This window comes from Methylosinus sp. LW4 (genome assembly GCF_000379125.1).
GTDB lineage: Bacteria > Pseudomonadota > Alphaproteobacteria > Rhizobiales > Beijerinckiaceae > Methylosinus.
On the sequence record NZ_KB900626.1, the window covers coordinates 99201 to 112558 of the forward strand.

Consider the following 13358-nt stretch of genomic DNA (forward strand, 5'->3'; position numbering starts at 1 on the left):
CGATATTCGAAGGCGATGCGCGATACAGCTGTCAAATTAGCATACGCACGAATTTCATCGCCTGCTTGGATCGCCGCGATCGTCGAGGAGATCGCGGCGATCATGCGCGCATTCAGGCGCGCGGATCTTCGCGCGTTTCGGCCGCGCGTCGCGCATCGAATCCGAATGTCGGATCGCTCACGGGAACATGAGTCACAGCGCATTCCACCGTCATCAGCGAGGACGCTGTCGCGACGGCGTTGCGCAATGCGAGACGCGTGACGCGCACGGGATCGATGACGCCCGCGGCGAAGAGATCGCCGCAGGCGCCGCTGCGCATGTCCATTCCCCAGAAATCATCATTGGAGCGTCGCAGCTCGAACAAGAATTCATCGGCGTCGACGCCGGCGTTGGCCGCAATGCGCCGGATCGGCTCGTCGAGCGCCGCGCGCACGATGGCGACGCCATGGCTCTGATCGAGATTTTCGCCGCGCAGCTCAGCGAGAGCGGCGCGCGCGCGATAGAGCCCGACGCCGCCGCCGGCGACGACGCCATCGCTCTGCGCGGCGCGCGCGGAATTGAGCGCATTCTCGATTCTCTGCATGCGCTCCTTGATGACAATGTCGGACAAGCCGCCGGCGCGTATCGTCGCCATTCTGCCCGACAAGGCTTTTATGCGCGTCCGCAGATTTTCCAGCTCGTGACGTTTGCCGCTCGGCGAGCCTTTGGAGGCGTCGCCTTCGACGATCCAATCGGCCTGACGCTTCGCCGAGGCGAGACGATCGGCGATGACATTCGGATCGCCTTCGCCGCCAATGACGAGCGTGTCGTCTTCGCGCACGACGACGCGTCGCGCGCGGCCGAGATGCTCTATCGTGACATTGGAGATGTCTTCGCCGAAGGCCTCCATGATCGCGCGGCCGCCGGTGATCGCGGCGAGATCGAGCAGATATTCATAGCGGCTGTCGCCATAGCCCGGCCCCTTCACGGCGATGGAGCAGAGATTCTTGCGAATATGATTGAGCAAGAGTCCGGGAAGCGCTTCCTCCATTATGTTTTCAGCGACGACGAGCAGGCTGCCGCCGCGGCGCCGCACCAGCTCCAGCGCCGGCACCAGCTCGGAAAATTCGTTGATGACGCGATCATAGACGAGAATGTAAGGGTTCTCGAGCTCGGCGATCTTGCGCGCGCTGTCGGTCATGAAATAGGGCGAGCGATAGCCCTGTTCCCAACGCATGCCTTCGACGGATTCGATGTCGTCGGCGAGGCCATGGCCGAGCTCGACATCGACGACGCCGCCTTCGCCGGCGATCTCCAGCGCTTCCGCGACGATCGCGCCTATGCCTTCATCGCCGCCCGCGGCGAGCGTCGCGACATGGGCGAGCGAGCGTGGGTCGTCGCAACGCCGCGCGCGGCGCAGAAGATCGGCCTCGACTGCGCGCGCCGCGCGTTCCATGCCAATGGCGATGTCGCGCGGATTCATGCCGGCGGCGAGCGCCTTGCGCGTTTCGGCGGCGACGCGGCGGGTCAGCACGACGGATGTCGTCGTTCCATCGCCGGCCTCTTTGGCGACAGCCGTCGCCATTTGACGCACGAGATTTATGCCGACGCTCTCCGTGCGTCCGGCGGCTTCCACCGCTTGCGCCACAGTGGCGCCGTCCTTGGTCGCGACCGGCGGCAGGCCGGCGGCGCGATGCTCGATGACGACATTGCGGCCGCAGGGGCCGAGCGTCACGCCGACAGCGTCGGCGAGAACGTCGACTCCATCGAGCAGGCGCTTGCGAACGGGGTCGCCGAAGCGAATATTTCTGGCCACGACTCTGATCCTCCACTGGCGCGATGCGCCGCCGCGGCGCCGCGCGCGTTTCCTCTTATTTTTTCTTCGGCTTGTCGAAAGCCGTTATGTCTATGTCCTCGCGCCCGGCGTTGAGCGCCATGGCGCTGCGTCCCGCCGCCACGCGGCGCGCGCGATTGCGTTCGAGGCGTATCCACACGGAGATCAGGCGGCGATCGTCGAAATCGAGCGTGCGCCGTATTTCCTCTATGTCGACAGGCTCGAATTCGCGGCGCAAAAACGCGTTGAGTTCTTGCGCGCGCTCCTCGCCGACGATTTCCGTCAGGCGCTCGGCCTCCTGCTCGAGCTCGCGCATGGACGCGTCGAGCGCGCGCGCGGTCTCTTCTAAAAATGCGCGATCTTCCGGCCCCATCGCGTCACCTCTTGCAGACGATTCGCCTGTCGCTGCGCAGGCCGTAACGCGCCATCTTGTGGTAGAGCGTCGCTCTGGTGATGCCGAGGCTGCGCGCGGCTTTGGCAATATTGCCCTTTGCGGAGGCGAGCGCGTGCCGCACGGCGCGCGCTTCCCAATCGGAGAGGTCGAAGCCGGTCTCGGTTTCCACCGTTTCGTCGATGATCGAGGCGGGCGGCGTCGCATCGGCGCCGATGCGATTGTCGAAGTCGAGCTCCTGGAGGAAGTCGATCGGAAGATCGTCGATCTCTATGAGCGGCCCCTTGGCGACGGCGATGCTGGAGCGCAGCACATTGCGCGCCTCGCGTATGTTGCCGGGCCATGGATGCTTGAAGAAAATGCGCCACACCTCATCGGAGAAGCGCAGCTCCTCGGGCGCCGCCAGCGCCTCTCGCTCGAGGTGGAACAGCTGCGCCAACAGCCCGAGCCGATCGGGCCGCTCGCGCAGCGGCGGAAGCCACAGCTGCACGCCATTCAGCCGATAATAGAGATCGCGGCGGAACGTTCCCTTCTGCACCATCTCCTGCAGGCTGCGATTGGTGGCTGCGACGACGCGCACATCGACGCGGATCGGCTTGCTGGAGCCGATCGGCACCACCTCGCTCGAGTCGAGCACGCGCAGCAGCGTCGCTTGCAGATCGGCGGCCATGTCGCCGATCTCGTCGAGGAACAATATGCCCTTGTCCGCCTCGACGAATTTGCCGGCCTTGCCCTTGGCGCGCGCGCCGGTGAAGCTGCCGCCCTCATAGCCGAACAATTCGCTCTCGATCAGCTCGCGTGGAATAGCGGCGCAATTTATGGCGACGAGCGGACGCTCCTTGCGCGGACCGCTGGCGTGAAGGCGGCGCACGAGATGATCCTTGCCGACGCCGGACTCGCCGGTGATGAGGATCGGAATATTGCGCTCCTGCAAGCCGGAGGCTTTGCGCAGCGCCGCCTCCAGCACATTGTCGCTCCAATCGGCGCGGGCCTCTGGCGCGCGCGGCGCGGCGTCGGCGCGGTCTGGCGCGCGGCGCGGCGATGCGGCGTCGCTCTCACGCTTGGGACAGCGATGCGCTTCGGCGAAGATGGAATAACGATTGCGCGGATCGACGAGCGGAAGGAGACGCGCGCTCTCATGCGCCGCGACGAGCGTCGGAAGATCGACGCCGAGCGCAATCGCGGCGCGCTGGCCGACGAGCGCGGAATGCTCGGAGCGAAGCGTCTCGACGCCGGCGCGGTCGACGCCGCGAATAATTCCGTCGGCGCCGATGAAGATGCGGCCTTCGCTCGGCAAGCGCGGCTCGGAGTCGCCGGCGGCGCGCAGACGCAGCAGATAGCCGTCGGCGGCGATGTGGTCGAAGAGGCTCGTCTCCAGCAGTAGGCGGGCGAGCTCGAGAAAGCCGAGAGCGAGCTTGGCGGCGTCGCGACGGTCGGAGACCATGCCGAGGATCGCGCAGAGGCTTCCGTCCGGCGCGATGATGGGGCAGCCGGCGGTGGCGAAGCGATGCAGCGCGCCATTGAAATGCTCCTTGCCGTCGAAGGCGATCGGCGCGCGCAAGAGGCTCGCCGTGCCGACGCCATTATTGCCGAGGCTGGCCTCGCTCCAATCGGCGCCGATGCGCGCCATTTGCGCGGCGCCGGCCGTTATGCGCGAGCCCGAGTCGAGCAGCTGCACGAGCGCGCCGGCGGGATCGGCGAGCAGCAGCGCGACATTGGTCTCGTCGAGCAGCGCGCGCAGCTCGTAGACGAGCGACGAAAGCCGGCCGGCGACGCCGCCGGCGGCGTCGCGCCACGCGTCGAGCTCCGTCGCGCTGCGATCGTCGCGGCGCTGGCGTGGGGCGAAGTCCGCGCCCGGGGGCAGAGCGTGGTCGTCCACGCAGCGCGCCCAGGCCTCGGCGACCTGCGGGCGCACCCAATCGGCGCCGGCGGGCGCCTGGCCCGTCTGCTTCATCCAATCCCAGGCGACGCCGGGACGGTCGACTCCATAGAAGCCGGTCTCCTCGGCGCTGCGCATGTTCATGACAGCGGCGGCCGCATGGCCGAGCATGGGGGATCTCATCGCCGTATCGCTCAAAAGCGATCCTCCCGAATTTTTGACGTGTCGGGGCATGGCGCGTCGGGTCCGACGGTTCGCTCATGCGAGGGCGCTCGCTCGCGCTGCGCGCGGGCGAGCATTCGACGTCGCGCGTCTGCGGCGTGGTCAGCCGCGCGCGGCGGAGGGCGCTTTCTGGCCGGGCAGGGGCAGCTTCAGCAGCGCTTCGGCGAGCTGGTCCGCCAAATAGCCGAGGATCGCGCCGGCGATCAGCGACAGCGCCGCCAGCAGAGCGGGATTGCTCGGCGAGAGCGCCACGAGATCATCGGCGTGGGCGGTCGCCAGCAGCGTCGCATAGGCGGCCAGCGAAACGGGCCATTCGGCGAGCGCCGGCGCCTTGGCGGAGAGCACGAGAGCGACGAGCGTGATCGCCACGGCGATTCCCGTCGACGCCGCCGGACTGACGACCTCGCCGTAGGGAATATGGGCGGCGGCGAGAAGCGCGACTGCGGCGAGAGCGACGCCGAGCAGATCATGCGGGACAGATTTTTTGAGCCCGTCGAGCTTGCCGCCCAGATGAATATAGCCCGCCCAGCCGATGAGCGCGGCGAAGAGCTGCGCGCCATAGGGAGCGGCGGGACCGAGCGTCAGAAAAGCGGCGAGACCGCCGAGAGCGCCGACGCTCACGGCCCTGAAATATGCGATGCTCATGACAATAGCCTCCAGCTGCGCGCGCGATCCTATGATCGGCGCAGTTCGCGTGAATCCCTCGACGGCGCTGCCGTCGATCTTCCAAAAAGAGAGTCGGGGATTTCAGGCGAGAGGCGCTGGAGGCGCGCGTGGCGACAGAGGCCGCAGCTCGGGCGCGGCGGCGACGGCGTCGATGACATAGTTCGGCGCCGGCGTATCGGAGGCGATTTCGAGCGGAAGAACGATGACGAGAACGATCTCGCGCTCGTCATCTATCGCCGAGCTGCAATGGAGAATGCAGCACGGGCCGATGTGATGATTTTCGATCGGAGCGGAATCGCTCTTGGCCGCCTCGGCCTTGAAGGAGGCGCAGACGACGCCGGAGAGTTGCGCGCTATTGGCGGTCGCTCCCGCCGCGAAGCCGACGCCGACGGTCTGCAGCAGGAACAGCAGCGCCGCGACCATGCCGAGGGCCGCTCGCTCGACGCTGAGATGTGTCCGGCCTGGGATTTTCAAGGCATTGTGCTCTGAGGCGTTCGGAACGAGAAGGTACGAGCGGCGCAGGAGAGCGTCAAGCGACGCGCCCTCTCGCCCATGCGGCATGTTGTCGCGAGCCTGCGCGCAAGCTTTCGTTCACGCCGGAGCAAGCTTTCGTTCACGCGGGAGGATGCCGAGCGCTCTGGCGGCGAATGAAATCCTTCAGCGTCTTCGCGGCTTCGTCGCTGCGGTCGGCGAAGGAGGCGACGCCGGACATGAGGCCGTCGCGATCGACGAGATAGACGAGCGTCGTGTGATCGATCGTGTAATCGCCGCCCTCCAGCGGAGTCTTGCGGTGATAGACGCGAAACGCCTGCGCCGCGCGGTCCGTCTCCTCCGCCGCGCCGCGCAGAGCGGTGATGCGCCGCGGAAAGGAGGAGACGAAATCGGCGAGGCTCTCGCGCGTGTCGCGCGCGGGATCGAGCGTCGCGAAGAGAATGTCGAAGCCGGCGCCGGAAGGGTCCGCCTCATTGGCCGCGCGCGCCGCCTCGAGCATTGTGGTCGGGCACACTTCTGGACAATGCGTGAAGCCGAAGAAGATGGCGTAGGGACGTCCGCGCATCGTCTTTTCATCGACGATGTCGCCATTCGTCGCAGTGAGGCGGAAGGAAGGCGCATAGGCGCGCGCGGCGGCCTCGTTGCGGTGCGGAGCGACGCGCGGCGCCGCGGCGCTCGCGAGAACGACGACGGCGGCCGTCGCGATCCACCAACGGCGCGAGCGCAGAGCGGCGGGAAGGCGCCTTTCGCCGCCCGGCGCGGCGCGAACGCTCGCCGGGCGGCTGGGGCGAGCGGAGCTCTCGGGCGGGATGGAGACCGAGGCGCCGCTCGAGCGGCGCAGGCCGCGTCGGCGAATGAAGCGGCGCAAGCGCGCCGCGAGACGCACGCCGGGCGCATGACGCAGCGCCTTTGCGAATGTGGTGCGGATGCGCGGCTCCACCGACATGTCGCGGAGCTCGGCGGCGAGGCTCTCGACGGCGCTCTCCTTTTCCGCCGGCGTCGAATGGCGTCCGATCTCGAGCCGGCGCCCCGCCGTTGTGATCTCGACATGCGTGCAGCGCCGCGCGCGATCGAGGCGCCGCTCTATGACCAGCTCCTCCGCCTTGATGCGGCGCTGATCGACGAGCCGGCCGCGAAAGTAATGCGCGACGCGGACAACGCCATTCTCGACCGTCACGCGCTCGATGATCTCGCCGCGCTCGGCGGGCGCGCCTCCGAGCACGAGACGGCAGAAAGCCGCGAGGCCATTCGTCGCATCGATCGCCAGCCGAGCGAGCCGGCGCGGCGCGGCATTGGGCGTCGCGGCGTCGATAGGGGAAGCGGATCGCGGCTTCATCGGCGCGTTCTTCGTCACGCAGGGCGCTCCATCTCGCGGCGTCATGTCGCGGCTGCTCGCGCCGCGCGGTCTTATCGAAAACAGCAATAACGCATATAGGTCAACGCGAAGGCGAATGATGCGCATGCGACCGGACGTCGCGTGCAGAAAGTGAACGGACATGCGTTCGATCGTGATCGTCGCGATGCGCGCGAAATCGATACGATTGTGCAGCCGTCACATCGGAGATTCGCCGCGCGCGCGGGATTCGCGCTATGTGTATCGGCTCTGGCGTCTCTCGCAGCGCTGGCGCAGAAGTTGCGGACCGGGCGTGGAGGGGCATGTTCAACGATCGGCTCGAGACATGATCATAGGCTCATTGCGGCGTCGCGATCTTTCGACCTGCAAGGGATTGCGGAGGCTTCGGATGTTTTGCGCCTCGGGCGCGCTCGTGCTTCCGCTGGCCCTTTTCGCGACGGCCACGCTCGCGGCGCCGGCCGCCGCCGCGATAGAGGTGGAGCGCGCCTGGTGCGCCACGCCGCCCAAAGGCGTGAAGATCGGCGCCTGCTATCTGGCCTTGCGCAACGAGGGCAAGACGGAGGACCGGCTGCTGGGCGTGGAGGCGGACGCCGCCGCTCGCGTCGAGATGCATGTGACCAAGATCGCCGATGGCGTCGGCCGCATGCGCCCGCTCGCCGAGGGCGTCGCCCTGCCGGCCGAATCGGTCGTCGATTTTCGCGAGAAGGGCTATCACCTCATGCTGGTCGATCTGCGCGGGCCGCTCGCGGAAGGCGAGACCGTGCGCGGCACGCTGCGATTCGAGCGCGCCGGCGAGCAGCCTGTGCTCTTCCATGTCGAGCGGCCCGGCGTCCCCTGATTTTGCCGCGGCGGCGGGTCGGGATGGTCGAATCGCCGGGCGCCTCTATTTCCACTCATGGTGAGGATCGCGGGGCGGCGCCCCGGCGCGGGCGCCGTTGAAGCGCCCGCTTCGGCGCGCCCCGGTCCCGCGCCGAACGAGGCCGCCGGTCTGCTCGAGAGCCGTCTGCATGAAAATTTATGAAAATCGAAATCCATGCCGCCCCGGCGCGTGGAGGAGGGGCTCCGCCCTTCGCTCACCGAGACGTAAATGGCTGATCGTCGAGGCGATCGCTCATTGTAACCACTTCGTCACGAATATGACGCAGAAATGCCCCTCGTTCTTCCAGCCGGTCTTTTCGGCAACAAATTCCCTCCCATAGTGGGTTCATCCTGCATTCAGCCTGGATGCGGGATAGGATCGTCCTTCGCTCTCATGCTAGATGAGCGCGGATTTCCCGCGGATATGTCACGCGATGAATGAGTTGAACCCCAGTTTCGCCAAAAGCGCGCCTCTCGACGGCGCGCCGCTCGCCGACGAGACGGCCCGGACCGGCGCCGTGCTGCGCGGTCCGGCCATGCCGCATCTGCTGCGCGACGAGCTGCTCTGCGAGATTTTCGCCGCCCGCGTCGCCGCCAGCCCCAACGCCCTGGCCATGGCGACCTTGGAGCGGCGCTTCACCTATCGCGAGGTCGATGCGGAAGCCGCGGCCATCGCCTGCGGCCTCGCCGCCCGCGACATTGGCCCGGGCGATGTGGTCGGCCTATGGGGCGCGCGTGGGCCGGAGCTGCTGATCGCGCAGATCGCCATCGCCAAGACGGGCGCCGCGTGGCTGCCCTTCGACGCCGACGCGCCGGTCGACCGTATCGCCGTCTGCCTCGCCGACGCCGGCGCCAAGGCGCTGCTGACCTCCGCCGGCTTCGCCGGCAAGGCCGCCCCCGTGGTCTCGGTCGAGACGCTGATCGACGCCGAGATCGCGATTTTCGGCGGCGTCTGCCCTGATCCGCGCGCGCTGGGCGCCACGGGCGACCATCCGGCCTATCTCATCTACACCTCCGGCTCGACGGGAACGCCCAAGGGCATTGTCGTCACCGCGCGCAACATCTGCCATTATCTGCGCTCGGCCAATGAGATCTACCGGATTTCCGCCTCCGATGTGGTGTTCCAGGGCGCTTCCGTCGCCTTCGACCTCTCCATGGAGGAGATCTGGATTCCCTATCTCGCCGGCGCGTCGCTCTTCGTCGCCACGCCGCAGATCATCGGCGAGACCGAGGCGCTGCCCGATATTCTGGAGGAAGCCGGCGTCACCGTGCTCGACACTGTGCCGACGCTGCTCGCCGCCATGCCGCGCGACGTCGCGACGCTGAAGACCATCGTGCTGGGCGGCGAGGCCTGCCCGCCCTCGGTGGCGGAGCGCTGGACCCGCATCGGCCGCACCATCTTCAACAGCTACGGCCCCACCGAGGCGACCGTCGTCGCCACCGTTTCGGAGGTCTGGCCCAATGAGACGGTGACGATCGGCAAGCCGATCCCCAATTACAGCTGCTATGTCGCCGACGAAAATCTGACGCTGCTGCCGCCGGGCGCGGAGGGCGAGCTGCTCATCGGCGGCCCTGGCGTGGCGAGAGGCTATCTGCGCCGCGACGAGCTGACCGCCGAGAAGTTCATCGCCAATCCTTTCTCCTCGGACGGCTCCGATCCGATCCTCTATCGCTCCGGCGACGCGGTGATTCTGGACGAGAACGGCGATCTGCATTTTCGCGGCCGCATCGACGATCAGGTGAAGATCAGGGGTTTCCGCGTCGAGCTGGGCGAGATCGAATCCGCGCTCTCGCGTCTCGACCATATACGTCAGGCGGCCGTCGTTCTGCGCAATGAGAATGGGCTGGACGAGCTCGTCGCCTTTCTCGTCGGCGCGACGGCCGTATCGCCGGACCCACGCGATCTGCGCGCCAAGCTGCGCGAGTTTCTGCCCTCCTATATGGTTCCGGGCCGGTTCGAGGTCGTGACCTCGCTGCCCCGCCTCTCCTCCGGCAAGGTGGACCGCAAGGCGCTGAAGCGGGCGCCGCTCACCGCCCCTCTCATCGACACGGAGGCGCAGGAGGAGCCGCGCACCAAGACGGAGGCCGCGCTGCTCGACGCCGCCAAGCGCGTGCTGCCGCCGGGCGCCATTCCCTTCGACGCGGATTTCTTCACCGATCTCGGCGGCCATTCGCTGCTGGCCGCGCGTTTCGTCTCGGTGGTGCGCGAGACGGCGCATCTTTCCTCGATCACGCTGCAGGACCTCTATTCGGAGCGCAATCTGCGCGCGCTCGCCACACATCTCGACGGCAAGGCGGCGATGGCCGGGCCGCCGCGCGATCTCTCCTTCGCGCCGCCGCCGCTGCTGCGGCGCTTCCTCTGCGGCCTCGCCCAGGCGGCGGCGCTGCCCTTCATCCTCGCCTTCGTCACCTCGCAGTGGCTCGGCGTTTTCGTCTCCTATCAGCTGCTCACCTCGCCGGACGCCAACCTCATCGACGAGGCGGCGGCGCTGCTGGGCGTCTATATGTGCGTCAACATCGCCACTGTGGCGGTGTCGATCCTCGGCAAATGGCTGGTCATCGGCCGCACCAGGCCGGGGCGCTACCCGCTGTGGGGCGTCTATTACTACCGCTGGTGGCTGGCGCAGCGCCTGATGGGCCTCACCCACGCCAAATGGTTCCAGTGCTCGCCCTTGATGCGCCTCTATCTTTCCGCCCTCGGCGCGAAGATCGGCGAGGACGCCATCATCGGCGAGCTGGACGTCGGCGCCATCGATCTCGTCAGCATCGGCGATGGCGCGAGCCTCGGCTCCAAGCTGAAGCTCGCCAACGCCCGCGTCGTCGGCAATGAGCTCATCATCGGGACGATCGAGATCGGCGCGGACGCCTATGTCGGCACCTCCTGCGTGATCGAGGAGAATGTCGTCCTCGGCGAGGGCGCGGCGCTCGAGGATCTGACCTCGGTTCCCGCCGGCTCGCAGATCGGCGCCTATGAGATTTGGGACGGCTCGCCGGCGCGCTACAAGGGCGATGTCGATCCCCGCGCGCTCGATCCGCAATCGACGGCCTCCGCGCCGCAGCGGCTCGCCATGGGCTTCATGTTCACGGTTCTGGCGCTGGCGCTGCCGCCGCTCGGCCTGCTGCCGATCTTCCCGGCCTTTTGGGTGTTCGACCGGTTCGACAATTGGCTCGGCATAACGGATGTCGACCACGTCTATTATCTCGCCGCCATTCCCTTGTTCGCCTGGCCGACGGCTTTCGTGCTGGTGCTCGTCACCGTGGCCTTCATCGTGGCCTTCCGCTGGATCGTGCTGCCGCGCGTCTCGGAGGGGACCTATTCGGTGTGGTCCGGCTTCTATCTGCGCAAATGGGCGGTGGCGCTCGCCACCGAGGTGACGCTGGAGACGCTCTCCTCGCTCTTCGCCACCCTCTACATGCGCACCTGGTACCGGCTGATGGGCGCGAAGATCGGCAAGGATTCGGAGATTTCGACCAATCTCTCCGGCCGTTACGATCTCGTCGAGATCGGCGAGAAATGCTTCATCGCCGATGAGGTGGTGCTCGGCGACGAGGATATGCGCCGCGGCTGGATGTATCTGAAAAAGGTGAAGACCGGCGCGCGCGTCTTCGTTGGCAATGACGCCGTGGTGCCGCCGGGCTCGGAGATTCCCAGTGGCGCGCTGATCGGCATCAAATCCAAGCCGCCGGCCAATAGCGAGCTCTCCGAGGGCGACACCTGGTTCGGCTCGCCGCCGATGAAGCTGCCCGTGCGCCAGACCTTCGACGGCGGCGGCGCCGCCTGGACCTATCAGCCACCCTTCTGGAAAAAAGCCGCGCGCGCCGTCTATGAAGCGATCAACGTCTCGCTGCCGACCATGCTGTTCATCACTTTCGGCACTTGGGCGGTGGAGAGCTTCGGCCAGAAGCTCATCGACGGCGATTATTGGTCGGTGTTCTGGCTCTTCGTGCTGTCGTCGACGCTGATCTCGGTCGGCATGACGCTGGTCGTGGTGGCGGTGAAATGGCTGACCATGGGGCGCTATGAGCCGCAGGTGAAGCCCATGTGGTCCTTCTGGGCCATGCGCACCGAGGCTTGCGCCGTGCTCTATTGGGGCCTCGCCGGCAAAATCCTGCTCGAGCATTTGCGCGGCACGCCCTTCCTGCCCTGGACTCTCCGCCTGTTCGGCTCGAAATTCGGCAAGGGCGTGTTCATGGACATGACCGACATCACCGAATTCGACTGCGTGAGCGTCGGCGATTATGCGGCGCTCAATCAGGTGGCGGCGCTGCAGACGCATCTCTATGAGGACCGGGTGATGAAGGTCGGCCGCGTCGAGATCGGCCGCGGCGTGACCGTCGGCGCCGGCTCCACCGTGCTCTACGACACGCATGTCGGCGATTTCGCCCGGCTCGGCCCGCTCACCGTGGTGATGAAGGGCGAGAAGATCCCGGCGCATTCCGAGTGGATCGGCGCGCCGGCCGAGCCGGCCGCGCCGCCCGCGACGCCGCCCGCTTTGGCGGAGGCGCGACGCGAGACCAGCAAGGCGGCGTGACGCTGGGCATGGAGCGAGCCTTCAGGCTCGCATTCATTCCATCACATGAAGATCAGATCCGTATCTTGCGGCCGCGCGCCGGCCGCGGTCAGCATCGCATGGGTCTGCCCGCGGTGATGGGTCTGATGGTTGAAGAGATGGACGATGACGAGCTTGCGCGGCTTGATGATATCCATCTGCTTGGCGCCCGAATACCAGGAGAAGTCGCCCTCGAGCGCCGCCTCGTCGAAGGCGTCCGCAAAGGCGATCAGCCGCGCGTCCATCGCCGCGCGCTCCGATTTCATGACCGCCCAATCAGCGCGGAAGGAGTCGGAGTCGGCGATCGCCACATTCGGGTTCGGATCGCCGGCGAGGCGGCTCATCCACATGGCGTCCGCCCAGAGCAGATGATTGAGCGTGCCGTGGATCGATTTGAAGAACGCCCCGCGATCGGCGCGCCGCGCCGCATCCGAGAGCGTATCGGCCGCCGCAAAGAGGCTCTCGTTCTGCCAGGCGTTGTAGCGCGCCATTTTCTGCGCGAAGGCGGGAGTGATCATTCGGTCGGGTCCTTGTCGTCGCTCGGCTCTGGCCCGGGCTCGAATTCCCCCGGCCAGAGACGTGCGCCGTGGAATATCGCGAGAATTTCCACCACCTCGGCGCGCACCCTATAGGGCGCCAGAAACGGCGTCCCGGCGATCACCAGCTCTCTGGTTTGCGGAACGCGGCCCGGCCGTCCGAGGCGAGGCTGCTGTGCGAGCGCATCGACGCGCTCGCAAATCCGAGCAATGAGCTTAGCGGCGGCGGCGGGATTGTCGCGCGAAACATAGTCGCCGATCTGCTCGAGATCGCGAAGCGCCGGCCTCGTCCAGAGCACCTTCATGACGGCGAGAGGAACTTCCTTCGCACTCGCGTCACTTCCTCGTCCGAGGCGAAATCGCCACTGTCGGCGGCGGCGAGGCCTTCTATGATCTTTTCCAGCAGCCGAGCGTCGGACGCCACGAAATCTTCGACCGCGCGGGCGACGATCTCGTCACGAGAGCGCGAGGTCTTGCGCGCCATCTCGTCCAAAGCCGCGAGCGTCGGCTCGTCGAGCCGGACGGTGACTGAAGCGGTCATGAGAGCCAAGTCCTGACTGCGCTGAGTTTTCGGCGCAGAGCCTAGACGAAAGAGTC

The 13358-nt window shown here is 66.9% G+C and carries 11 protein-coding genes; 2 read left to right on the plus strand and 9 right to left on the minus strand.

Features of this window, described 5'->3' with window-relative positions; genetic code table 11:
- Positions 1-112: 112 nt before the first annotated feature.
- The 6 genes from METLW4_RS0100445 to METLW4_RS26135 all read right to left on the minus strand — a co-directional run bounded on the left by METLW4_RS0100445 (position 113) and on the right by METLW4_RS26135 (position 6817).
- Positions 113-1795 carry an Hsp60 family chaperonin gene (locus METLW4_RS0100445; RefSeq protein WP_018264226.1) on the minus strand — a complete coding sequence of 561 codons (1683 nt, stop codon included), beginning with the start codon at positions 1793-1795 and terminating at the stop codon, positions 113-115.
- 55 nt (positions 1796-1850) lie between these two features.
- On the minus strand, positions 1851-2186 hold the full coding sequence (locus tag METLW4_RS0100450) for a hypothetical protein (RefSeq protein ID WP_018264227.1): 336 nt from the start codon (positions 2184-2186) through the stop codon (positions 1851-1853).
- A gap of 4 nt (positions 2187-2190) precedes the next feature.
- Positions 2191-4266, minus strand: coding sequence for a sigma-54-dependent Fis family transcriptional regulator (locus METLW4_RS0100455; RefSeq protein ID WP_245258385.1), 2076 nt, complete (start codon positions 4264-4266; stop codon positions 2191-2193).
- A 141-nt stretch (positions 4267-4407) separates the two neighbouring features.
- The gene (locus METLW4_RS0100460; protein WP_018264229.1) at positions 4408-4950 is read right to left on the minus strand and encodes a DUF1097 family protein; all 543 of its coding nucleotides are present in this window, start codon (positions 4948-4950) and stop codon (positions 4408-4410) included.
- 102 nt (positions 4951-5052) lie between these two features.
- Positions 5053-5445: a hypothetical protein gene (locus METLW4_RS0100465; RefSeq protein ID WP_157234726.1), complete on the minus strand. Its 393-nt coding sequence runs from the start codon at positions 5443-5445 to the stop codon at positions 5053-5055.
- A gap of 139 nt (positions 5446-5584) precedes the next feature.
- Positions 5585-6817: an SCO family protein gene (locus tag METLW4_RS26135; protein ID WP_157234728.1), complete on the minus strand. Its 1233-nt coding sequence runs from the start codon at positions 6815-6817 to the stop codon at positions 5585-5587.
- Positions 6818-7205: 388 nt separating this feature from the next.
- On the opposite strand from METLW4_RS26135, the gene METLW4_RS27490 reads away from it, so the two are divergent.
- Both METLW4_RS27490 and METLW4_RS0100485 read left to right on the plus strand, forming a co-directional pair.
- Positions 7206-7655: a copper chaperone PCu(A)C gene (locus METLW4_RS27490; RefSeq protein ID WP_043331955.1), complete on the plus strand. Its 450-nt coding sequence runs from the start codon at positions 7206-7208 to the stop codon at positions 7653-7655.
- 454 nt (positions 7656-8109) lie between these two features.
- Positions 8110-12207 (plus strand): Pls/PosA family non-ribosomal peptide synthetase, encoded by a 4098-nt coding sequence (locus tag METLW4_RS0100485; RefSeq protein WP_018264234.1) that lies wholly within the window; start codon positions 8110-8112, stop codon positions 12205-12207.
- 41 nt (positions 12208-12248) lie between these two features.
- Here the strand turns inward: METLW4_RS0100485 and METLW4_RS0100490 are convergent, their stop codons facing one another.
- From METLW4_RS0100490 to METLW4_RS0100500, 3 genes are read right to left on the minus strand one after another with little or no spacing between them, the layout of a single operon-like run.
- Positions 12249-12743, minus strand: a complete 495-nt coding sequence (locus METLW4_RS0100490) for a DinB family protein (protein WP_018264235.1) — start codon at positions 12741-12743, stop codon at positions 12249-12251.
- On the minus strand, positions 12740-13066 hold the full coding sequence (locus tag METLW4_RS0100495) for a type II toxin-antitoxin system RelE/ParE family toxin (protein WP_018264236.1): 327 nt from the start codon (positions 13064-13066) through the stop codon (positions 12740-12742). Before METLW4_RS0100495 ends, METLW4_RS0100490 begins: the two co-directional genes overlap by 4 nt.
- Complete coding sequence (locus METLW4_RS0100500; RefSeq protein ID WP_018264237.1) at positions 13063-13302, minus strand: CopG family ribbon-helix-helix protein; 240 nt, start codon at positions 13300-13302, stop codon at positions 13063-13065. Before METLW4_RS0100500 ends, METLW4_RS0100495 begins: the two co-directional genes overlap by 4 nt.
- Positions 13303-13358 lie beyond the last annotated feature (56 nt).